This is a genomic window from Enterobacter cloacae complex sp. 372C4 (assembly GCF_050030615.1).
GTDB lineage: Bacteria > Pseudomonadota > Gammaproteobacteria > Enterobacterales > Enterobacteriaceae > Enterobacter > Enterobacter intestinihominis.
In genome coordinates, this window is sequence record NZ_JBLGUQ010000001.1 from 1,660,970 (window position 1) to 1,682,935 (window position 21,966).

The 21,966-nt window shown below is 55.8% G+C and carries 17 protein-coding genes; 9 read left to right on the plus strand and 8 right to left on the minus strand.

Going from position 1 to position 21,966, the window contains the following annotated elements; all coding sequences use genetic code 11:
- Positions 1 to 7: 7 nt before the first annotated feature.
- The 3 genes from ACQG11_RS08030 (at position 8) to ACQG11_RS08040 (ending at position 4,106) form a co-directional block, all read left to right on the plus strand.
- On the plus strand, positions 8 to 850 hold the full coding sequence (locus tag ACQG11_RS08030) for a 23S rRNA (adenine(2030)-N(6))-methyltransferase RlmJ (protein ID WP_426728295.1): 843 nt from the start codon (positions 8 to 10) through the stop codon (positions 848 to 850).
- Positions 851 to 921: 71 nt separating this feature from the next.
- Positions 922 to 2,274 (plus strand): glutathione-disulfide reductase, encoded by a 1,353-nt coding sequence (gene gorA, locus ACQG11_RS08035; RefSeq protein WP_426728296.1) that lies wholly within the window; start codon positions 922 to 924, stop codon positions 2,272 to 2,274.
- A 182-nt stretch (positions 2,275 to 2,456) separates the two neighbouring features.
- On the plus strand, positions 2,457 to 4,106 hold the full coding sequence (locus tag ACQG11_RS08040; protein WP_022649711.1) for an alpha,alpha-trehalase: 1,650 nt from the start codon (positions 2,457 to 2,459) through the stop codon (positions 4,104 to 4,106).
- A 110-nt stretch (positions 4,107 to 4,216) separates the two neighbouring features.
- Here ACQG11_RS08040 and ACQG11_RS08045 read toward each other — a convergent pair whose 3' ends face one another.
- Positions 4,217 to 5,803 (minus strand): STY4199 family HEPN domain-containing protein, encoded by a 1,587-nt coding sequence (locus tag ACQG11_RS08045; protein ID WP_032626868.1) that lies wholly within the window; start codon positions 5,801 to 5,803, stop codon positions 4,217 to 4,219.
- Between the two features lie 146 nt (positions 5,804 to 5,949).
- Here ACQG11_RS08045 and ACQG11_RS08050 point away from each other — a divergent pair, with 146 nt between their 5' ends.
- Together ACQG11_RS08050 and ACQG11_RS08055 are read left to right on the plus strand one after the other, a co-directional pair.
- On the plus strand, positions 5,950 to 6,489 hold the full coding sequence (locus ACQG11_RS08050; protein WP_022649713.1) for a GNAT family N-acetyltransferase: 540 nt from the start codon (positions 5,950 to 5,952) through the stop codon (positions 6,487 to 6,489).
- A gap of 71 nt (positions 6,490 to 6,560) precedes the next feature.
- Positions 6,561 to 6,899, plus strand: coding sequence for a lysozyme (locus tag ACQG11_RS08055; protein WP_022649714.1), 339 nt, complete (start codon positions 6,561 to 6,563; stop codon positions 6,897 to 6,899).
- Here the strand turns inward: ACQG11_RS08055 and ACQG11_RS08060 are convergent.
- Both ACQG11_RS08060 and ACQG11_RS08065 read right to left on the minus strand, forming a co-directional pair.
- A complete protein-coding gene (locus ACQG11_RS08060; protein WP_022649715.1) occupies positions 6,878 to 7,480 on the minus strand; it encodes a response regulator transcription factor in 603 nt (200 codons plus the stop codon). The genes ACQG11_RS08055 and ACQG11_RS08060 overlap by 22 nt on opposite strands.
- 174 nt (positions 7,481 to 7,654) lie before the next feature.
- The gene (locus ACQG11_RS08065; RefSeq protein WP_023298834.1) at positions 7,655 to 8,413 is read right to left on the minus strand and encodes an SDR family NAD(P)-dependent oxidoreductase; all 759 of its coding nucleotides are present in this window, start codon (positions 8,411 to 8,413) and stop codon (positions 7,655 to 7,657) included.
- A 119-nt stretch (positions 8,414 to 8,532) separates the two neighbouring features.
- Here ACQG11_RS08065 and ACQG11_RS08070 point away from each other — a divergent pair, with 119 nt between their 5' ends.
- The 3 genes from ACQG11_RS08070 (at position 8,533) to ACQG11_RS08080 (ending at position 12,091) form a co-directional block, all read left to right on the plus strand.
- The gene (locus ACQG11_RS08070; RefSeq protein WP_032621978.1) at positions 8,533 to 9,432 is read left to right on the plus strand and encodes a LysR family transcriptional regulator; all 900 of its coding nucleotides are present in this window, start codon (positions 8,533 to 8,535) and stop codon (positions 9,430 to 9,432) included.
- A 50-nt stretch (positions 9,433 to 9,482) separates the two neighbouring features.
- Entirely contained in the window at positions 9,483 to 10,508 is a 1,026-nt protein-coding gene (gene yhjD, locus ACQG11_RS08075; protein ID WP_426728297.1) for an inner membrane protein YhjD, read from the plus strand.
- Positions 10,509 to 10,768: 260 nt separating this feature from the next.
- Positions 10,769 to 12,091, plus strand: a complete 1,323-nt coding sequence (locus ACQG11_RS08080) for an MFS transporter (RefSeq protein WP_022649720.1) — start codon at positions 10,769 to 10,771, stop codon at positions 12,089 to 12,091.
- Between the two features lie 93 nt (positions 12,092 to 12,184).
- Here the strand turns inward: ACQG11_RS08080 and ACQG11_RS08085 are convergent, their stop codons facing one another.
- Both ACQG11_RS08085 and pdeH read right to left on the minus strand, forming a co-directional pair.
- Positions 12,185 to 14,227 carry an AsmA family protein gene (locus tag ACQG11_RS08085; protein ID WP_426728298.1) on the minus strand — a complete coding sequence of 681 codons (2,043 nt, stop codon included), beginning with the start codon at positions 14,225 to 14,227 and terminating at the stop codon, positions 12,185 to 12,187.
- A gap of 65 nt (positions 14,228 to 14,292) precedes the next feature.
- Positions 14,293 to 15,066: a cyclic-guanylate-specific phosphodiesterase gene (gene pdeH / locus ACQG11_RS08090; RefSeq protein WP_015571521.1), complete on the minus strand. Its 774-nt coding sequence runs from the start codon at positions 15,064 to 15,066 to the stop codon at positions 14,293 to 14,295.
- 230 nt (positions 15,067 to 15,296) lie between these two features.
- Between pdeH and ACQG11_RS08095 the strand changes: the two genes are divergently transcribed.
- Positions 15,297 to 16,226 (plus strand): sugar kinase, encoded by a 930-nt coding sequence (locus ACQG11_RS08095; protein ID WP_063148101.1) that lies wholly within the window; start codon positions 15,297 to 15,299, stop codon positions 16,224 to 16,226.
- 486 nt (positions 16,227 to 16,712) lie between these two features.
- On the opposite strand, the gene ACQG11_RS08100 is transcribed toward ACQG11_RS08095, so the two are convergent.
- From ACQG11_RS08100 to hmsP, 3 genes are all read right to left on the minus strand, one after another.
- Positions 16,713 to 18,203: a M16 family metallopeptidase gene (locus ACQG11_RS08100; RefSeq protein ID WP_038416892.1), complete on the minus strand. Its 1,491-nt coding sequence runs from the start codon at positions 18,201 to 18,203 to the stop codon at positions 16,713 to 16,715.
- 221 nt (positions 18,204 to 18,424) lie between these two features.
- Positions 18,425 to 19,711 carry a C4-dicarboxylate transporter DctC gene (gene dctA / locus ACQG11_RS08105; protein WP_022649724.1) on the minus strand — a complete coding sequence of 429 codons (1,287 nt, stop codon included), beginning with the start codon at positions 19,709 to 19,711 and terminating at the stop codon, positions 18,425 to 18,427.
- Positions 19,712 to 19,870: 159 nt separating this feature from the next.
- The gene (hmsP, locus tag ACQG11_RS08110; RefSeq protein WP_023298838.1) at positions 19,871 to 21,877 is read right to left on the minus strand and encodes a biofilm formation regulator HmsP; all 2,007 of its coding nucleotides are present in this window, start codon (positions 21,875 to 21,877) and stop codon (positions 19,871 to 19,873) included.
- Between the last annotated feature and the right edge of the window lie 89 nt (positions 21,878 to 21,966).

A 21,966-nucleotide genomic window follows, 5' to 3' on the forward strand; every position in this document is an offset into this window, starting at 1 on the left:
ATTACCCATGCTCAGTTATCGCCACAGCTTCCACGCAGGCAACCACGCCGACGTCCTTAAACACACCGTTCAGAGCCTGATCATCGAATCGCTCAAAGAGAAAGAGAAGCCGTTTCTCTATCTGGACACGCACGCGGGCGCGGGCCGTTATCAGCTGAGCGGCGAGCATGCCGAGCGTACCGGTGAATATCTGGAAGGGATCGCCCGCATCTGGCAGCAGGACGACCTGCCTGCCGAGCTGGAGCCGTACATCGGCGTGGTGAACCACTTCAACCGCAACGGCCAGCTGCGTTACTACCCGGGGTCCCCGCTGATTGCCCGCCAGCTGCTGCGCGAGCAGGACAGCATCCAGCTGACCGAGCTGCATCCGAGCGACTTCCCGCTGCTGCGCGCTGAGTTTCAGAAAGATAACCGCGCCCGCGTGGAAAAAGCCGACGGCTATCAGCAGCTGAAAGCCAAGCTGCCGCCGGTTTCCCGTCGTGGCCTGATACTGATCGACCCGCCGTACGAAATCAAAACCGACTATCAGGCGGTGGTGACGGGTATTCACGAAGGCTACAAACGCTTCGCCACCGGGACATACGCCCTGTGGTATCCGGTGGTGCTGCGCGCGCAAATTAAACGCATGATCAAGGATCTGGAGGCGACCGGCATCCGCAAAATCCTGCAGATTGAGCTGGCGGTGCGGCCCGACAGCGACCAGCGCGGCATGACCGCGTCCGGCATGATTGTGATTAACCCGCCGTGGAAGCTCGAAGCGCAGATGAACAACGTGCTGCCGTGGCTGCACAAAACGCTGGTGCCAGCCGGTACGGGCCACACCACCGTAAGCTGGATCGTGCCGGAGTAATCGCAGCCATCGGTGGAACCTATTGATTTCAGGTATACAATCGCGGCAATTCACGATTAAGGACAAAAGCTATGACTAAGCATTATGACTACATCGCAATCGGCGGCGGCAGCGGCGGCATCGCCTCCATCAACCGTGCGGCCATGTACGGCCAGAAGTGTGCGCTGATTGAAGCCAAAGAACTCGGCGGCACCTGCGTAAACGTGGGTTGTGTACCGAAGAAAGTGATGTGGCATGCCGCGCAAATCCGTGAAGCTATCCATATGTATGGCCCGGACTACGGCTTTGACACCACCATCAACCACTTCGACTGGGATAAGCTGATCGCCAGCCGTACCGCCTATATCGACCGTATTCACACCTCGTACGATAACGTGCTGGGCAAGAATAACGTCGACGTGATCCGCGGCTTCGCCCGTTTCGTGGATGCGAAGACGATCGAAGTGAACGGCGAGACGATCACCGCCGATCACATCCTGATCGCCACCGGTGGCCGTCCGAGCCATCCGAACATTCCGGGCGCGGAATACGGCATCGACTCCGACGGGTTCTTCGAGCTGCCTGCTCTGCCAGAGCGCGTTGCCATTGTAGGCGCGGGTTACATCGCGGTTGAGCTTGCTGGCGTGATTAACGGCCTTGGGGCGGAAGCTCACCTGTTTGTGCGTAAACACGCGCCGCTGCGTAGCTTTGATCCGCTAATCGTCGACACGCTGGTCGAGGTGATGAACGCCGAAGGCCCAACCCTGCACACCAACGCCGTGCCAAAAGCGGTGGTTAAAAATGCGGACGGTAGCCTGACCCTGGAGCTGGAAGATGGCCGCAGCCAGACCGTTGATTGCCTGATCTGGGCGATTGGTCGTGAACCGGCCACCGACAACTTCAACCTGGCCGCAACCGGGGTGAAAACCAATGAAAAAGGCTACATCGTCGTTGATAAGTTCCAGAACACCAGCGTACCGGGTATTTATGCCGTTGGTGATAACACAGGTGCCGTAGAACTGACGCCGGTTGCCGTGGCCGCGGGGCGTCGTCTTTCCGAGCGTCTGTTTAACAACAAGCCGGACGAACATCTGGATTACAGCAACATCCCGACCGTGGTCTTCAGCCACCCGCCAATCGGCACCGTCGGCTTAACCGAGCCGCAGGCGCGTGAGCAGTACAGCGACGATCAGGTGAAAGTGTATAAATCGGCGTTTACCGCGATGTATACCGCGGTCACCTCGCACCGTCAGCCGTGCCGCATGAAGCTGGTCTGTGTGGGCCCGGACGAGAAGATCGTCGGCATCCACGGCATAGGCTTTGGCATGGACGAGATCCTGCAGGGCTTCGCAGTGGCGCTGAAGATGGGCGCAACGAAAAAAGACTTCGATAACACCGTGGCGATCCACCCCACTGCGGCAGAAGAGTTTGTAACAATGCGTTGATATTGATGCCCCTCTTCAAAGGGGCATTTTTTTAACATTCATAAATCGTTGCAAAACGAATGCTCCGAAAATCGTGATCTACCGCACATATCCCTCCACATCCACCGAAGCGAATGTCTACGCTTATAAGACGCCCGGAAAAACCTGTCTTTTAGAACACACAACCGGAGGTCCTTATCACCATGTTCAACCAGAAACTACAGGCTACCGAGAACATCGAGTTCGAGATTGCAGAAGAGCTGCGCTACGAGACCGATCCCTGCGAGTTGAAACTGGATGAAATGATTGAGGCGGAGCCGGAACCCGAAATGATCGAGGGGCTACCTGCCTCCGATGCCCTGACGCCTGCCGATCGTTATCTTGAACTGTTCGAACATGTGCAGTCGACACGGCTGTTTGCGGACAGCAAAACTTTCCCAGACTGCGCGCCGAAAATGGACCCGCTGGATATCCTGATCCGCTACCGTAAAGTGCGTCGTCATCGGGATTTTGACCTGGCGCGCTTTGTAGAGAATCACTTCTGGCTGCCGGAGGACTACAGTAAAGAGTATGTCTCTGATCCCGGCTTCTCCCTGAAAGAACACATTGATAACCTGTGGCCGGTGCTGACGCGCGAGCCGCAGGATCACATCCCGTGGTCGTCGCTGCTGGCGCTGCCGCAGGCCTATATTGTGCCCGGCGGGCGATTCAGCGAGACCTACTACTGGGATTCTTATTTCTCCATGCTGGGGCTGGCAGAAAGCGGTCGTAACGATCTGCTGAAATGCATGGCCGATAACTTCGCCTGGCTGATTGAGCGCTACGGACATATCCCGAACGGCAACCGCACCTACTACCTCAGCCGCTCCCAGCCGCCGGTTTTTGCCCTGATGGTGGAGCTGTTTGAAGAGGACGGCGTGCGCGGGGCGAAGCGCTATCTTGAGCATCTCAAGATGGAGTACGCCTTCTGGATGGACGGGGCGGAATCGCTGCTGCTCAACCAGGCCTATCGCAGTGCGGTGCGCATGCCGGATGGCTCATTGCTCAACCGCTACTGGGACGATCGCGATACGCCACGGGATGAATCCTGGATTGAGGACGTTGAAACCGCCCGTCATTCCGGTCGCCCGCCGAACGAGGTGTATCGCGACCTGCGCGCCGGGGCAGCCTCAGGATGGGATTACTCGTCCCGCTGGCTGCGCGATCCTGCGCGGCTGGCCAGTATCCGCACGACGCAATTTATCCCCATCGATTTGAACGCATTCCTGTTCAAACTGGAGAGCGCTATCGCCAATATCTCAGCGTCGAAAGGGGATAAAGAGACGGCTGAACTATTCCGCCAGAAAGCCAGCGACCGGCGCGCGGCGGTGAACCGCTATCTGTGGGACGAAGAGAACGGCTGTTATCGTGATTACGACTGGCGCCGTGAAGCCCTGGCGCTGTTCTCTGCGGCCAGCATTGTGCCGCTGTATGTGGGCATGGCGACCCATGAGCAGGCTGAACGGCTGTCCGATGCCGTTAAAGCCCGTCTGCTCACGCCGGGCGGTATTCTCGCCACCGAATATGAAACCGGGGAGCAGTGGGATAAGCCGAACGGCTGGGCACCGCTACAATGGATGGCGATCCAGGGGTTCAAGCAGTACGGCAACGACTCGCTGGGGGATGAGATCGCCTGGAGCTGGCTGCACACGGTAAACCATTACTACAAAACCCATCATAAGCTGATTGAGAAGTACCACATCGCCAGCAGCACGCCACGCGAAGGTGGCGGGGGGGAGTATCCGTTGCAGGATGGCTTCGGCTGGACGAATGGGGTGGTGCGGCGGTTGATTGGGCTGTATGGGGAGCCCTGAGTCTCACCCCTCACCCTGACCCTCTCCCCTGAGGGGAGAGGGGACTTAACGGTGCGGCCTTTTCTCCCTCGCCCCTTTGGGGAGAGGGCCGGGGTGAGGGGGAAAAATAATCAGCGGATCACCTCATAAATGGCAGTCTGGATGGACTGCCATTTTTTTGTACTGGCATCGGGCTGCGTCTTCGCGCGGCGCGTTGCCATATCGGCGTCGTGCTGCTGACGTTTCACTACCGCCGGGACGGTACAGAATGCTTTCAGGTACTGCTTACGCATAGACGTCAGCGATTCGCCGTTCGCCATCGCATGGCTAAGCGTATTAATAAAGCGTCGGCAGGGCTTTTGCTCTGTCATTTGCAGGCGGTAGCGCAACATCACTTCCAGCACGTCATCGTAGCCTGCCGACAATGCCTCCTCCGTCCATGACATTTTCCAGTCCATGCCGCCCTGCAAGAACAGGAGCGCCACGCGGGTATCATTGCGGCTAATCGCTGAACGGAAGTTGTTTTCATCCCAGGTGACACCCATGCGCGTCAGCGTTTCTCGCGAGGAAGGCGTTTCGCGCATCTCCTGCACCGGCGCGGGAGATGCCGTGCTGGCCACAGTCGGCTGCGGTTTACTGCTGGTTACCAGCCAGGCTCCTCCCACGACAATCGCGATAACCATCACGCCAACCGCTCCCCACAGCACGCCGGAAATCAGCTGTTCGCGCTGCTCTGGCGTACGCGCGGCGCGCTGAGTCGGTTTCTCTATGCTGTCACGCACTTCAAACAGATCGCCGCCTGTGGTGCGGTCTATTTTTTGCGCCTTTTCCCAGAATGCATGCAGCTCGCTTTCATCCACCGCCATCAGCGCCGCCGGGTTAACGCGTGTCCGCCCTTCCTCAAACGCGCGCTGAACGGAGCGGGTGATCTGCGTGTAATAGCTGTCGAGCAGCTGGATTTGCGCCCCGCTCAACGGCTGCTGCACGGTGATGCTGTTGCGGATTTGACGGATATCTTCGAGGAAGGTTTGCAGGGTTTTGCGGGGTTCTACCAGCAGCGTCAGCATGTCCGGGGCGTTAAACAGCGACGCGTAGTAGCGGCTAAATTCTTTCTTATCCACCAGCAGCTGGGCCAGCTCACTAAATAACATGCCGCTCAGAACATCATTAATTTCACCGTTTTTCAGCCAGCGACGCACACGTTCAGCATTAAACAAGGTCTTAAGATGATTATTCAGCCTCACCGGATCGGGCCATGCCTGCTGTATCAATCCTTTTATCATCAGCTCAATGGCACGCACCTGTTTCTGCGCCTGGAGCTGGCTCGCCTTGTCTGGCACCCTCCCGGTATCGTAGGTCAGAAGGGGCTGTTGCAGACGCAGATATTCAAGGGATGTGACGAAGCGCATCGCCGCAATCAGCTGGTTTTCGCTGACATCCTGCCCGCTTTCATACTGGGGAACGCGCTGCTGAAGCAAGCGTAATTGCAGCGTAAAGGCTGTCATTTCCGCATCATTCAGGTTCAGCTTTCTGGCTACGGCGCCCCACCCGCCCAGCCCCAGGCGGGCGCTATCCAGTTGTTCCAGAAACCAGCGTGGATCTTTTCCTTCAGAAACATGTACATTCAACAGAAGTAAGATTTCAACAGACGCCTGGCGGATCGCCGCCAGACAGTGTTCAAACTGTTCGCGGGTATGATGCGATGAGCTAATCATCATTGTTTTCCTTGAGAGACAATGAGTACCGCCAAAGCGGCATTAAAAGTCGTTTTTCTTTTTATTTATAGGAGGTTAAACATACCTGACTTTCTGTTGAAATAAAGTGACAACCCTATAATCATTTGCAATGTCTCCGGAGGATCGTCATGCCCGCCTTAACCACCGCGCGTCTCACCTGCTTGCCGCTGCAAGAGCAAGACTGGCCCTTTTTTCTGTCGCTACAGCAAAATCCTGACGTGATGCGTTTTGTCGCCCATGAGCGTAGCGAGGCTGACATTCGGGAGGCCTTTGTGTCTCGTCTGTTGCCGTGGGCACCGGGCAGCTCGCACTGGCTCTGCCTTGTGGTGCGTGAGACGGCCAGCCAGACGCCGCTGGGCGTAACCGGCTATGTGCACCGGGAAGCAGATTGTGCCGAAGTCGGTTTTCTCTTTGCGCCCTCTGCGCAGGGGAAAGGTTACGGCTTTGAATCTCTGCGGGCGGTGTGTGATTTCGCGCTGACCCAGGGCAATATCCGTCGGCTCACCGCGACCGTGACGGCGGGAAATATCGCCTCAAGGCGACTGCTGGAAAAAACAGGTTTTCAGCTGGAAGGTGAGTTGCGCGAGAGTTATTTCCTTTCAGGGCAATGGCATAACGACTGGCTATTCGGTTTACTGAAAAAGGAATATCCGTTCAGTAAAACCTGATCAACGGCCATTTGGCGGATATTCCCCGGGCTGTTTTCCCTTTATAGTTCCGCCATAAAGAGGAAACGCTTATGACGGGTTATGCAATGCAGATATCTTCTGCTGCAATCGCATTAATTAAAAAACAGCAGGGTCTTTCCCTGGAGAAATACCGTGACGAAAAGGGAATATGGGTTATAGGTTACGGTCACGTGATTCGCCAGTGGGAAAAATTTAACGGCCTCATCACGCCGACTGAGGCGGAGAATTTGCTTTTCAATGATATTCATTTATGTGAGTCGCTGCTGCGGGAAATGAACAAACGCCCATTAACCCAACAGCAGCATGATGCACTGGTATTAACGCTCTTCAGTTTTGGGGAAGATTCCCCTCTGCCAGAGAAGATCCTTCAGGCCGTCGCCCGGGTATAGTACATCGCGGCCTGCGTCCGGTTTTTGACATCAAGACGACGGAAAAGCGTCTCAAGATGGGCTTTTACCGTTGCCGCACTGATATTGAGATTACGACCTATCTCTTTATTTGACTCTCCGGCCGCCAGTAATTTCAATACCTCACGCTGGCGCTCACTTAACAATGACAGCTCATCATGAGAGGAGTGCTGGTTCATCCACTCGCCGGGAAAACAGACCATCCCTCGCGATACAGAATCCAGCACGGCGGAAAAGCGTTCAGGATTCGCATTACGAGGGATTATTGCCACCACGTTGCGCTGTAGCATTTGCTCAACCCAGCGAGGCTCTTTTTTCGTTAACACCAGCACCACGCGCGCTGTTGGAAAACGATTCATAATCTCTTCCGGTAAAGCCACACCGTTATCATGAATTAAATACCCATCTATCATGACGATAGCGGAAGGCGACGCGGATAAGTGTGCCCATAATTCATCAGTCTGACGAGTTCCTGTCAAATCTATTTCCGGAATTAATTTCTGCAAACTGCACTTCGCTCCATGAATAAATAATGACTGCCTGTCAAACATGATTACTCGCATCGTATTACTCCTCTGAGAATAGCGAAGGGGGATTCTACAGAGGCATTTTTTAAGAAAAAACTCAATGAATGGAGAGGTTACAATTCACCCAGCTCTCTTTATATCTTTCATCATTTAGACACACCTGCTTTAAGGATTTCCTTAAGAGGGTTCCCTCCCCCTTAAGTCTGAACATTACAGGAACATACCGCCTGAAACTTCAATACGTTGCGCATTCATCCAGCCCAGTTTGTCACTGAGCAACGCCGCAATGGCGTCACCGATATCATCGGGCAGGCCCACCCGTCCCAGCGCCGTCTGCGAGGCCAGCAGCTGGTTAAGCTCCGCATTATCCCTTACGCGTCCGCCTCCAAAGTCGGTTTCAATCGCGCCAGGCGCGATGATATTGACGGAAATTCCGCGCACGCCAAGCTCTTTTGCCTGATAGCGGGTCAGCACTTCCATCGCCCCTTTCATTGCCGCGTAAGTCCCTGAACCTGGCTGAGTAAAACGGGCCAGTCCGCTTGAGACATTCAGGATCCGTCCTCCGTCTTTTATGAGCGGCAGCAGCTGTTGTGTGAGGAAAAACGGACCTTTGAAGTGAATATTCACCGCATCATCAAATTGCGCTTCTGTCGTCTCGGTATAGGGTGCGTATAACCCTGTACCTGCGTTGTTCACTAAATAGTCAAAGGTGTCACGTTGCCAGACGTGTGTAAGGGTTTCCTTCACCTGTTGAGCGAAGCGCGCAAAACTTGCCGTATCGCCGACGTTAAGCTGCAATGCTGCCGCTTTTCTACCTTTTCCCTCAATTTCGCGTACAACTTCCTGCGCCTCCTGCTGACTGCTGTTCCAGGTCAGGATGATATCTGTCCCTTCCGCAGCAAGCTTCAAAACCGCATTTTTACCCAGGCCGCGGCTACCGCCCGTCACTAATGCAATACGTTCACGCATAATTCACCTCGTTTCGACTGCGATGAAGATTGAGAATGAGCTTATTAGATGGTAGAAAATCAACAAATAGTGCCGCCAACGCTTCACTGTTTCATTTCAAACAACAATGACCCATATCTATGGATAAAATATACGCAATGCAGCTTTTCCTTCGCGTCGCGGAACTGGAGAGTTTTACCCGCGCGGCGGAGACGTTAAGCCTGCCGAAGGGGAGTGTCTCGCGGCAGATCCAGGCGCTGGAGAACGCGCTTGGCACTCAACTGCTGCACCGCACTACCCGCCGCGTCAGCCTGACGCAGGACGGCATGGTTTATTACGAACGCGCAAAAGATCTGCTGATGAATCTGGACGAACTGGACGGCATGTTTCTGCACGACCCTTCCACCATCAGCGGTCGGCTACGTGTGGATATGCCCGTTGCCATTGCACGAAATGTCGTCATTCCGAAACTGCCTGCATTTTTACAACAGTTTCCCGGCATTGAGCTTGAGCTGAGCAGCAGCGATCGTCTGGTCGATGTCATCCGCGAAGGATTTGACTGCGTGGTTCGCGTGGGAAACTTGAAGGACTCCGGGCTTATCGCCCGCCCGCTTGGGAAGCTTTCAGTGATTAACTGCGCCAGCCCGGATTATCTCACGCGATTCGGCTACCCTGAGACGCTGGATGATTTGGGCTCACACGCCCTCATTCATTACTCCGCCACGCTGGGCACCCGTCCTCTGGGTTTTGAGTATTTCAACGGCAGCGCGACCCAGTGGATAAAAACGGGAGGCGTTTTGACGGTTAACAGCACGGAAACCTACCAGGCCGCCTGTATCGCCGGGCTTGGCATTATTCAGGTCCCGCGCGTCGGGGTGCGTGATGCCCTGCGCACGAAAAAACTCGTTGAGATCCTGCCGCAATATCGGGCTGAACCAATGCCCGTCTCCCTCATTTATCCCCACCGCCGTAATCTCTCCCGTCGGGTGCATGTGTTTATGGAGTGGCTTACCGAACTCACAAAAAGTTACGTGGACTAGTCGCAAGCTATAATTCAGTAACATCCAGCTCAACGAAAAGGAAAATGCGCGTGACGCCGGAAAATAACCCGCAACGACCGACTCAACATTTAGATTATGAACCCATCAAAAAGATGGATAACGAGCCTGAAGCGCCGAAGGAGCCTGGAACGACCAGCAAAGCGCTGGGCACCGTGACCGGCATAGCCGAAAAAATTCAGCAGATACCCGCGATTGCTCACCTGATCCGCGCCGCTGAGCGCTTTAACGACCGCATGGGAAATCAGTTTGGCGCGGCGATCACCTACTTCTCTTTCCTGTCGATGATCCCCATCCTGATGGTGTCGTTTGCTGCCGCCGGTTTTGTTCTGGCGTCTCACCCGACGCTGTTGCAGGACATCTTCAATAAGATCCTGACCAACGTCAGCGACCAGACGCTCGCCACGACGCTCAAAAGCACCATCAACACCGCCGTGCAGCAGCGTACCACCGTGGGTATCGTCGGGTTGCTGATTGCGCTCTATTCCGGGGTTAACTGGATGGGCAACCTGCGTGAAGCCATTCGCGCCCAGTCGCGTGACGTCTGGGAGCGTACGCCGCAGGATCAGGAGAAGATATGGGTGAAGTATTTGCGCGACTTTATCTCGCTGATTGGTCTGCTGGTGGCGCTGGTCATCACGCTCTCTATCACCTCGGTCGCCGGTTCTGCGCAGCAGATGATTATCTCCGCGCTGTATCTGGAATACATTGAATGGCTGAAACCGGCCTGGCGCGGTATAGGGCTTGCTATCTCCATCTTTGCTAACTACCTGCTGTTCTTCTGGATCTTCTGGCGTTTGCCCCGCCATCGGCCGCGCAAGAAGGCGCTGATCCGTGGGACGTTGATTGCCGCCATTGGCTTTGAGGTGATCAAAATTGTGATGACCTATACGCTGCCATCGCTGGTGAAGTCCCCCTCCGGCGCGGCCTTTGGTTCGGTGCTGGGGCTGATGGCCTTCTTCTATTTCTTCGCACGCCTGACGCTGTTCTGTGCCGCGTGGATCGCCACCGCAGAGTATAAAGACGACCCACGCATGCCGGGAAAAACCCACCACTGATGTCCTGTCGGGCTGATATTTCAGCCCGATTCATCATTTCAGCATATAAATCCAGACCGTAACTTTTATTTAACTCAAAACCAGTTTTAATGACTGATATTTAAAATGTGTGAAGCATTTCATGGAAGTGTTTTCGCTGGTCTGAAAATTATCCGCTTTTTGTTGCTTTTATGACCATGTCACGCCTTTGTTACAGATTGAAATGTCGCTTTTGCTGTGCCTAATATGGCCCTTCGTTCGTCCAAAAATAAGAAAATATTATGCAAGCAACAGCCACCACACTTAACGAAGGGGCGGAACACGTTCCGGTCAACTCCCGCAATAAAGTCGTCGTCGCATCGCTGATTGGCACCGCCATTGAGTTCTTCGACTTTTATATTTACGCCACCGCTGCGGTCATTGTCTTTCCGCATATTTTCTTCCCACAGGGCGACCCGACGGCAGCCACGCTACAGTCTTTAGCTACCTTTGCTATCGCCTTCGTTGCGCGTCCTATAGGTTCAGCGGTCTTTGGCCACTTTGGCGATCGCGTCGGGCGTAAAGTGACGCTGGTTGCCTCGCTGCTGACGATGGGGATCTCCACCGTCGCCATCGGCCTGCTGCCGACCTATGAAACTATCGGCATTCTGGCGCCTGTGCTGCTGGCGCTGGCGCGCTTTGGTCAGGGCCTGGGGCTGGGCGGGGAATGGGGCGGCGCGGCGCTGCTGGCGACCGAGAACGCCCCGGCGCGTAAGCGTGCCCTGTATGGCTCTTTCCCACAGCTGGGCGCGCCGATTGGCTTCTTCTTCGCGAACGGCACCTTCCTGCTCCTCTCCTGGCTGCTGACCGATGAACAGTTCATGAGCTGGGGCTGGCGTATTCCGTTCGTCTTCTCTGCCGTGCTGGTGCTGATTGGCCTGTACGTGCGCGTGTCGCTGCACGAGACGCCGGTCTTCGCTAAAGTCGCCGCGGCGAAAAAGCAGGTTAAAGTTCCGCTGGGGACGCTGCTGACCAAACACCTCCGCGTGACCGTGCTGGGTACGTTCATCATGCTGGCGACCTACACGCTGTTCTATATCATGACCGTGTACTCCATGACCTACAGTACCGCCGCCGTACCGGTCGGACTGGGCCTGCCGCGTAACGAAGTGCTGTGGATGCTGATGATGGCGGTTATTGGATTTGGCGTGATGGTGCCCATCGCGGGCCTGCTGGCGGATAAATTTGGCCGTCGTTCAAGCATGATCGTCATCACCTCGCTGATCATCCTGTTCGCACTGTTTGTCTTCCCGCCGCTGCTGGGTTCAGGTAGCCCTGCGCTGGTGATGGCGTATCTGCTGATTGGTCTGAGCCTGATGGGGCTGACCTTTGGCCCAATGGGCGCGCTGCTGCCGGAGCTGTTCCCGACTGAAGTGCGTTATACCGGCGCGTCGTTCTCCTATAACGTTTCGTCTATTCTGGGCGCCTCGGTGGCCCCGTATATCGCCACGTGGCTTCAGGCGAACTATGGTCTGTTCTATGTGGGTGTCTATCTGGCGGCAATGGCAGCGTTGACGCTGATTGCGCTGCTGCTGACGCACGAAACTAAGCATCAGACTCTGTAAGCGAATGCCGGGTGGCGGCTACGCCTTACCCGGCCTACGATTCACATGTAGGCCGGGTAAGCGCAGCGTCACCCGGCAAGAACAGGCCACACCTTACTTCTTCATCTGCGACAAAATCGTCCGACACTGATTCGCTTCGCCTTCTGACGGCGAAATCAACGCCAGCAGCGCCGCCGCAGGGGTGACCAGCGTGGCGAGGGCGGCGGCAACCGCACCGCGCGCAATCAGCGGCCCGGCCTTCACGCCCGCCTGCGGATCTTTGAAGGTCCCGCGAACGTAGAGCGGCGAGCGCAGGGTGATGATGCGAATGCCTTTACTTTCCGGATCGATGGTTAAATCCAGCTGCTCGGACGCCATGCTGGCGGTACCGGTGATGTTGATAACCGCGTTTTCCGTGTCGAATGCGAAAATCTGCGGACGCGCCACACCGTTGACCAGGTCCACGTTTGCCGCCGCGCAGTTCACGCGCACTTCATCGTCTCCGAAGATTTGTCCGACGATGAAGTTACCGACGTTCAACCCCAGGATCTCCATCAGGTTACGGCTCACCAGCCCGTCGTTCATCAGCAGCTTCAGGTTGCCGTTTCCGCTGCCTAACAGCGCGGCCACAGAGTTACCCGTGCCGCGAATATCCGCATCGCCGTTCATCTCACCGAGGGTTTTCTGCATCAACTCCACGTCCGGCATCAGCTCTTTCAGCTTCAGACGACGCGCCTGGATCTCCGCCCTTCCCTGCATCGGCTTTTTATCCCCCTCCAGGTGGATATTCGAGGAAATGGTTCCCCCGGCCATGCCAAACTTCAGCGGTTGCAGGCGCAGATCGGCGTTTTTCAGGATGATATGGGTCGAGAGGTTGCTCAACGGCAGCGTGCTGCCATGCTCAATTTTACGTCCTTTGAAGCGCACGTCCGCATCCATTACGTCCCACTTGTCGGTTTCGAAGCGGTCATAGGGCAGCACTTTACCCGCAGGCTGAGCGTCCTTTTTGACCTCTTTTGACTTCGTGCCTTTACCCGAATCTACGCCAATCAGCGGACCAAGATCGGCCAGACGCAGCTGGCGGGATTCAACGTCCCCCTCCAGTTTCGGGCGCGGTTTTCCGGTGGTGTAGGTCAGCGTGCCGTGTATATCGCTATCGCCGATGCGGCCGTTGAACCCCCGGTAGTCAAAGACGGACGATTTTTCAGCGTCGATTTTTGCGACCAGCCGCCCGTCCGTTTCAAACGGCGGGGTATCCGGCAGCAGCACGCCGGTGAGATCGTACAGTTCACCCAGCGAATCCCCGGCAAACTTAAGCTGGAGGTCGACGCCGCCCATGTTCATCGGGTCGTTAACCGTGCCCACGAACGCCACGCGTGTATTGCCCGAGCGGAAGTCCGCCTGCACCGGGAATGGCGTACCCTCGCTCCTGAGCGCCAGCATACCGCCAATTTTCCCTTTACCCGTCAGTGGCTGGCCGTTGTAGCGCCCTTTCGCTGTCAGGCCGAAGACGTAATCGCCGGCTTTGCTGTCATCGCCTTTGGCTTTGCTGCCCGTCACTTCGCTAAACGGCAGCGGCTTGCCCAGCGGATCGACGAGGATCTCCACGTCAGCCTTACTCACTTTATCGTCAATGGCGATCCGCCCCCGATCGAACAGAATATTGTCGAGGCGGAAGGACCATGAAGAGGGCTGCGCATTCGGATCTTTATCGCCGCTGCTGGCGAGATCGAACGTCCAGTTATTGGTTTTCTCCGACAGGCGAATCAGCCGCACGTCGGGCTGCTGAAGTTTGATCCACGGCAGATACACCGTTTTGGTTAACAGGGCTAACGGCGCCAGCGTGGCTTCCACGCGCGGCAGGTGGATCATGGTCACTTCGGGGATGTCCGGCGGGTTGCCAAGAATGATGTCGTCAGCGTGAACATGCGGCCAGGGCACCCAGCTTCGCCAGCCGGTTTCCTCTTTCTGACGCTCCCACACGACCCCCAAATCGCCACGTATTGCGAAGGGGCGGTTTAGCTCGGTCGAGACTTTCTGGTTGATGGTCGGTTTGAGGCGGTTCCAGTCAAACGTGGCGATAATGATGATTAAGACCACGATCAGCAACAAGAAAATCCCTGCTGTCCAGGAAATCACCCTGGTTGTTTTTGTCATTGTTGTCCCCTTTCCTGATGAACTTGCCTTTAAAACTATAGTTCAGACAAAGGGAAGCGGGCAGATCAGAGGGTGGTTATCACCTTTTCCAGGGTATCCATGGGGACAGGACGAGAGAGGAAATAACCCTGTGCCGCCGCTGCCGGAGAATTTTGCACGTCGCGCCACTCTTCCAGCGTCTCTACGCCTTCCACAATGACGCCCTGGCAATAGCGGTTCATCAGTTGCAGGAGCATCGTAAACAGGTTCCGTCCTTCCGGTGTCTGGCGCAGCATGATAAACAGATCGCGGGCCACTTTGATGTAGTCATAACGCACTTCGCTCAGGGCGGAGAAGTTGGCCATACCGGTACCGAAATCATCCAGCCACAGCGGGCCAAACTCACACATCGAGGCAAATGAGGAGTCCTGCGGCAGCTGAACATGTTCCACCAGCTCGAAGCGCATCCACGGCAAGGTGGCAATCAGCGCCTGCAGCGTCGCATTCTGACGTAACGCCATCAGGGTTGGGCCATCCACGTTCACCGAAGCCAGAATACCGTGCTGCTCGAAGAACGCCTGCTTCGTCGCCAGCATTCTCAACTGCTCTTCCAGCACGTCGATGCGCTGACGCACGGCAACCTCCGCAAAATAGCGGTCCGGCGCGATACGCTGCGAAGGGTTCGATGGATGAGTGACGACCGTTAACACCTCAATTGCCATTAACCGACCGTCAGTACGGTAGATAGGCTGATAGGTGTACGCTCGCTCACATTGCAGCCAGTAGCGATGCTCCTGCAAGTTCTCAATACTTGCCTCAGGCGTAGTGCTCAGCCGCTGGATAACCTGCTCTGACTTCATTTCGGATGTCCTGTTGTATGGGATAGCCTTTCTGGACTCGTCACTGAGTTATCGGCCCGCCAGGTGAGAACTTTATGTTCAATTCAGCGGGAAAATGAAATTAAGATGACAGAAATATGCCGGAACACGCGCTGGCTCAAAAAAAATAATGGAACGTCGTTTTAATATAGTTGACCGTAAAAAACACACAGCGCACACTACTCTTAATTACTCTGTTCAGGTTCACGACTATGTCTAAGAAAATTGCCGTGATTGGCGAATGCATGATTGAGCTGTCCCAGAAAGGCGCGGAAGTCAGCCGCGGTTTTGGCGGCGATACATTGAACACCTCCGTTTACATTGCCCGTCAGGTCGCCCCCGACGCGCTGAGCGTGAGCTACGTTACCGCGCTGGGAACGGACAGCTTCAGCCAGCAGATGCTGGAGGCCTGGCAGGGTGAAAACGTTGAAACTTCGCTGATCCAGCGAATGGAAAACCGTCTGCCGGGTTTGTACTACATCGAAACCGACAGTACCGGCGAGCGCACCTTCTATTACTGGCGTAATGAAGCGGCTGCCAAATTCTGGCTGGAAAGCGATGCCGCCGCTGCGATTTGCGAAGAGCTGGCCACCTTCGATTACCTCTACCTGAGCGGGATCAGCCTGGCGATCCTGAGCCAGCAGAGCCGTGAAAAGCTGCTGTCACTGCTGCGTGAATGCCGTGCCAACGGCGGTAAGGTGATTTTCGATAACAACTACCGTCCGCGCCTCTGGGCCAGCCGTGAAGAGACGCAGCAGGTGTATCAGCAGATGCTGGAATGCACCGATATCGCCTTCCTGACGCTGGACGATGAAGATGCCCTGTGGGGTGAAAAGCCGGTTGATGAGGTCATCGCCCGGACGCAGGCCGCTGGGGTCAGCGAAGTGGTGATTAAGCGCGGGGCGGAGTCTTGCCTGGTGGCGGTGGCGGGTGAAGCCGTGAAAGAGGTGCCGGCGGTGAAGCTGGCGAAAGAGAAAGTGATTGATACCACTGCGGCGGGCGATTCTTTCAGCGCGGGGTATCTGGCGGTACGTTTGACGGGAGGTACGCCAGAAGCGGCAGCGCAGCGCGGACACTTGACGGCCAGCACGGTGATTCAGTATCGCGGAGCGATTATTCCGCGCGAGGCGATGCCTGCTTAAGGAATGGGCGGGCTGATGCCCTCACCCTAACCCTCTCCCACAGGGCTGAGGGTTCCCCACAAATTAATGCGAGCACTGAGCAATCCCCTCGCCCCTCCGGGGAGAGGGTTAGGGCGAGGGGAACATACGGCGGTGGTGGTCATTCCGTTCACTTTATGTTCCTTGCTACTCTGTAACGACATGACCGGTGAACGTGCCAGGGTGGCTCAGTCGCCACCACCCTGGCGACCCGGGCTCCCGGCGGTAAATCGCCGCTTCGCGGTGCCCTCGGCTTATTCCTTCCGGCTTATCGGGTACGGGCGGAGGCAACGTCCCTGTAAAGCCGCCCTCTCGGCGCATCCCTGCGCCTCGCCCCGGCCTGCAGGAAACGCCTCAGCGATTTACAGCCGGACCAGGGCATCGCTGACAGCCCTCAGTCATTTAGAAAGCAACTTTATTGCTTCTGCATAAAATCCCTCAGCCCACAGGGAGAGGGAACGCAGGGCCTTACTGGCCCTGCGGAATATCGCTCGCATCCTGGTGCAAATCATCGGCCGCCGCCTGTACTGGCTGCGACGGCGTCGCCATGATGGCGTTCCAGGTGGCCTTTAACTCTTTCATGTCATATTCCGGCTCACCTTTCGGCTGCAACAGAATCAACGCCATATCCTGAGACAGCTGCTGCCGCAGATCCTGATTCAGCATCTCCACGGTCAGACCGTTCAGGAAATCCTGACGCAATTTCTGATACTGCTCCGGCGCGATATCCACGACCTGATTCTGTAAGGAGCGAATGCGCTGGCTGATTAAGATATCGGTATCGGCGCGGGCATAGGTGGCAAACAGTTTCTGCAATTCGAGGGATTTCTGCGCCACCAGCGCGTTAAATTCCTCTTCAGACAGGCCCTCTTTACGCACTTTAGCCAGCTCTTTCGCCACCACGCCGAGATTGGCATTCAGCTTATCACCCGGCGATTCGACGTTAATGGCGCACTGGGCGCGCTGGAACAGCACGCGGCAGTCAAAGCCCAGACCAATGTCTTTCACGTTGTTCTTGCTGAGCGTCTGCTGAACATGCCAGAACAGCGCTTCACGCGCCAGGTCCGCACGCCAGTAACGCAACAGCGCCGAGGACTCACGGATCGGCTGCCAGGCGGTATCCCACATCATCGAAAGACGATCCTGACGCACGGTATCCGTCATGATACTGACCGTCTCAGGACGCAGCGGGGACAAAGTAGGAACAGGGGCGGGCGTTTCACGCTTCCCTTTTAGATCGCCAAAGGCTTTGTTGATCTGCTCTATCACCGCACGGCTGTCCACGTTGCCCACTACAATGAGGGTCATGGCATCCGGGGTGTACCACTGCTGGTAGAAAGATTTCACCTGCGCGGCATCAACCGGCTGTTTCAGCGGTTCTGCCGGGTCGTGTCCAAGCAGCGTGGACCCTTTCAGGCGGTAGCGCCACCAGCCTTCTTTGGTATCCGTCGGCCAGGTCGCCACCATGTCGCTGTTGCTCAACGCATAGTTTACGGTCTCAGGCGTAATCGCCAGTTTGCCGGTGGCATCGGATAGATAGGTAAGCGCTTCTTTAAGCAGATCGTTACGGTTGTTGGGCAGGCTCAGATTAAACATGGTGTAGTCATAGGAGACCACAGCCGGGGGCAGCGGGCGTTTCGGATCGATGGCCTGTTGCCATAAAGAACGCACCTGAACCGCCTGCAAACTGCCGCTCTGGGTGAGCGCCAGTCGAGGAATAAAATGGCTTAAGCCGGTCTGCTGGGTGCTTTCAGTGAGGGAGCCGGTATTCACAGCCAGACGAATTTCAATGCGATCGCTCGGACGTTGCGGAGTGGATAACACCTGCCACTGGAATCCGTTCGCCAGTGTTCCCTGTTGCCAGGCCGGGTCTGGCTGGAGCGCATCTGCCTGCACATAACTGGCTGCTGCCATCATCAGCAAACCGCCGGTTAAGAGTCGAATTTTTGTGCCCTGCATGTGAACCCCTGATCAACATTCCTGGTTAAAGAGAGTGTCTCGCGACGTGAGCACTCAAAGATGACGATGAAAACCTTCCGATTAGACAGCGTGTTCGGCTAAACGTCACGGGCGGAAGCGAAATATACCCAAAAAAATTTTGTCGAAATATGACAGGTATGAGCGGTTATTATGCGCAGGTGCCCGCATCCCCACAAGGGAATACGGGCATTTATGAGGGATTAAGAGGATAAACCGGGGGTTTTGTCCTCAGATGTGCGATTATTCAGCGTATCGTTAAGTTTCTTGTGATCCAGCTCTTTTACCCACTTCGCCACCACAACCGTCGCCACACCATTACCAATCAGGTTGGTTAACGCGCGGGCTTCAGACATAAAGCGGTCGATACCGAGGATCAGGGCCAAACCCGCCACCGGCAGATGGCCAACCGCTGAGATAGTGGCCGCCAGCACGATAAATCCGCTACCCGTTACGCCCGCCGCCCCTTTCGAGGAGAGCAGGAGGACGACCAGCAGCGTAATCTGATGGAAGATATCCATGTGGCTGTTGGTGGCCTGAGCAATAAAGACCGCCGCCATCGTCAGGTAAATCGAGGTGCCGTCCAGGTTAAAGGAGTAGCCCGTAGGAATAACCAGCCCCACCACTGACTTACGGCAGCCCAGCTTTTCCATTTTATCGAGCATACGCGGCAGCGCGGACTCAGAAGAGGATGTGCCGAGGACAATCAGCAGCTCTTCACGAATGTAACGGATAAATTTGAAGATGCTGAAGCCGGTCGCACGAGCGATGGAGCCGAGCACCACCACCACAAACAGAATACAGGTGATGTAGAAGCAGATAATCAGCTGGCCAAGCTGTACCAGCGTGCCGACGCCGTATTTCCCGATGGTGAAGGCCATCGCGCCAAAGGCACCAATCGGGGCCAGACGCATAATCATGTTGATGATGCCGAAGATAACCTGCGAGAAGCTTTCAATGACGTTAAAAATCAGCTGACCTTTGCTGCCAAGACGGTGCAGGGCAAAGCCAAACAGCACGGCAAACAGCAGTACCTGGAGGATATTTCCGCTGGCGAACGCGCCAATCACGCTGCTCGGGATCACGTCCAGCAGGAAGGCAACAATCCCCTGATCTTTCGCCTGTTCAGCGTAAACCGCCACCGCTTTCGCATCCAGCGTGGCCGGGTCAACGTTCATGCCCGCGCCAGGCTGTACCACGTTGACAATAATCAGGCCGATAATCAGCGCGATGGTACTGACAATCTCGAAGTACAGCAGGGCAACCGCCCCCGTACGCCCGACCGCCTTCATGCTTTCCATGCCGGCGATACCGGTCACCACGGTACAGAAGATGACCGGCGCGATGATCATTTTGATGAGCTTAACGAACGCGTCGCCAAGCGGTTTCATTTGCGCGCCCAGCTCCGGGTAGTAGTGACCGAGCAAAATACCGATGGCGATGGCTGTCAGGACCTGGAAGTAAAGACTTTTGAAGAGTGAGGTTTTCATAGGGTGTCCCTGGAAAGAATAACTACAGGCTTTGTAAGGTTATGGTTAACCTGCGGCTTTAAAATAACACCCACATAACAGGACAGAAATAAACGGGGTTCAAATTTGAAACACAAATGTTAAGAACTTTGAGCTGGCTCGCACAAGCCAGCAACAAAATTACACTTTTGCGTTATTGCCATCGTCGGCGAGATAGCGTCGCTCAAAGGTATCCGTCGGCACGGCGCGGCCAAACAGGAAGCCCTGACCGCTCTCCACACCCGCCGCAGCCAGCCACTCGCGCTGGGCTTCGGCCTCAATACCTTCGGCAGTCACGTGCAGGTTCAGGCTGTGCGCCATCTGGATAATGGCCTGCACCAGGCTGCAATCCTCCGGCAGCCCTTTCACGAAGGTTTTGTCGATTTTCAGGACGTCCACCGGCAGGGTTTTCATGTGCTGGAGCTGACGCAGGCCGGAATACCCCATACCAAAATCGTCAAGCGCAATGCGGATCCCGGCATTACACAGCGGTTTCAGAATGGCGACAGCGTCGTCAGGATTGTCAATACAACGGCTCTCGGTGACTTCCAGGATCAACGTGTGGGGCTGGATGCGGTAGCGATGGATCAACTCGAGCATATCCGGCACCATAGTCGGGTGCATCAGCTGTAGCGCAGAAAGATTCACCGACAGCGGCAGCGTGATGCCCCGTTGTTGCCAGGCCGCAAGCTGGCGGCACGACTCTTCCAGCACCCAGTATCCGACGGTGACCATCAGGCCGCAGGACTCGATACGTTCGATCATCCCCTCAGGCAGCTCCCACGTGCCGTCCGGCTGCTGCATGCGCAGCAACGCTTCGGCGCTGGTCACTTCACCCGTGCGCAAATCCACCTGCGGCTGTAGCCAGAGCGCAAACTGGCGATTGTCCATCGCCGTCAGAATGTCGCTCTCTTCCGTCAGGCGCTGCTGGGCTTTTTCCATTTGCTCCGGATCAAAGAACTGGATCTGGTTTTTGCCTTTTCGGCGCGCGGTAAACGCTGCTGAGAAAGCCCGACGGTATAACTGCTCGGCGGTCAGACCACCGTAGTACATTGCGATACCAATGCTGGCACTTGGGCGAAGCTGGATACCCTGAATGGGTAGCCGCTCATTTATGACAGTGAGTACTTGCTGACCTAACGTAATAGCGTGCCACGGCTCTTTTACACCGTGCGCAATCACCACCAGGTCATAGCCGCTGACCTGGGTAAGTACCATGCGCGGCGCCAGCACAGATTTGATTTTTTCCACTAGCGTCAGTAATAGCATCTCGCGCTGGCTCTCTTTCAGCACGCCCGTCGTGTCCTGCAAGGTCTCGCAGGCAATCACCATCAGCGCGGTGGTCTGCTGGCGAGCGACGGTCTGCTCCAGCAGGGCCATTAAAAACGCTTTGTTTGGCAGGTCGGAAACCGGGAAACGGGTGGCGTTATTACTGACCTCTTCCTGCTGACGCAGGACACGCTGCTGGTTGATATTGTAACTGCGGACCAGCATGCCGATTTCATCGTCGTGATGCAGACGCGGCAAGGGAAGCTGATGCCCCATATGCTCCTGCGGAGAGAGGTCATTCAGCTCCCGGGCTATGCGGCGCAACGGATGCACAATTAACCGGTTGATGCACCACGTCAGCGCCACGCTCAACATTAAGGTCAAAAGTAAGTAAGTAGTCACTAACGTAGCAACCCAACTCATGACGAATTTATACATGCGGTACGAGTCCGCCTGTAGTACCAGATAGGCCAGCGGCTGCGGGTTAGCCGGTCTTTCCAGGGAATAGAGAGGCAGGGAAATCTGCACCGGCAGTTCAAACAGGCGCATCACCATCATCGGGACGGGACGCTCCGGGATAAAGCTCATCCGCAGCGCCTGGAACTGGTTCGGCAGCACGACGTCGGCGCGGCTCACGATACCGGCGGGCTGAATGCGCTTCAGGATAGATTCCGCCTCGGGGATATCCCCTTTCAGGATCGAGGCCGACAGGGGTTCCCGCACCGAGCGAGCAATACTTTCCAGTTGCGAAGCCGTGTTATAGCGATTCTGCTGTACGGAATGAAACAGCAAAATGACGCAGAAGATGAAGACAAACAGCATTGTGACGGCAGACACCATCGCCATCTGTTTGATCGTTAAGGAACGGCTGACACGCAAAATGACTCTCCACAAAACTCGAAGCGCAGGGCGCACCAGGGCGTAAACCTGGTGCGCCCGAGTATACCCGATAGCTGCACTTTTAAGAG

Bases quoted from the DNA above. Each gene is read 5' to 3' on its own strand.
- ACQG11_RS08030 (WP_426728295.1), top strand. From the start codon at position 8: ATGCTCAGTTATCGCCACAGCTTCCACGCAGGCAACCACGCCGACGTC.
- gorA (WP_426728296.1), top strand. From the start codon at position 922: ATGACTAAGCATTATGACTACATCGCAATCGGCGGCGGCAGCGGCGGC.
- ACQG11_RS08040 (WP_022649711.1), top strand. From the start codon at position 2,457: ATGTTCAACCAGAAACTACAGGCTACCGAGAACATCGAGTTCGAGATT.
- ACQG11_RS08045 (WP_032626868.1), bottom strand. From the start codon at position 5,803: ATGATGATTAGCTCATCGCATCATACCCGCGAACAGTTTGAACACTGT.
- ACQG11_RS08050 (WP_022649713.1), top strand. From the start codon at position 5,950: ATGCCCGCCTTAACCACCGCGCGTCTCACCTGCTTGCCGCTGCAAGAG.
- ACQG11_RS08055 (WP_022649714.1), top strand. From the start codon at position 6,561: ATGACGGGTTATGCAATGCAGATATCTTCTGCTGCAATCGCATTAATT.
- ACQG11_RS08060 (WP_022649715.1), bottom strand. From the start codon at position 7,480: ATGCGAGTAATCATGTTTGACAGGCAGTCATTATTTATTCATGGAGCG.
- ACQG11_RS08065 (WP_023298834.1), bottom strand. From the start codon at position 8,413: ATGCGTGAACGTATTGCATTAGTGACGGGCGGTAGCCGCGGCCTGGGT.
- ACQG11_RS08070 (WP_032621978.1), top strand. From the start codon at position 8,533: ATGGATAAAATATACGCAATGCAGCTTTTCCTTCGCGTCGCGGAACTG.
- ACQG11_RS08080 (WP_022649720.1), top strand. From the start codon at position 10,769: ATGCAAGCAACAGCCACCACACTTAACGAAGGGGCGGAACACGTTCCG.
- ACQG11_RS08085 (WP_426728298.1), bottom strand. From the start codon at position 14,227: ATGACAAAAACAACCAGGGTGATTTCCTGGACAGCAGGGATTTTCTTG.
- pdeH (WP_015571521.1), bottom strand. From the start codon at position 15,066: ATGAAGTCAGAGCAGGTTATCCAGCGGCTGAGCACTACGCCTGAGGCA.
- ACQG11_RS08095 (WP_063148101.1), top strand. From the start codon at position 15,297: ATGTCTAAGAAAATTGCCGTGATTGGCGAATGCATGATTGAGCTGTCC.
- ACQG11_RS08100 (WP_038416892.1), bottom strand. From the start codon at position 18,203: ATGCAGGGCACAAAAATTCGACTCTTAACCGGCGGTTTGCTGATGATG.
- dctA (WP_022649724.1), bottom strand. From the start codon at position 19,711: ATGAAAACCTCACTCTTCAAAAGTCTTTACTTCCAGGTCCTGACAGCC.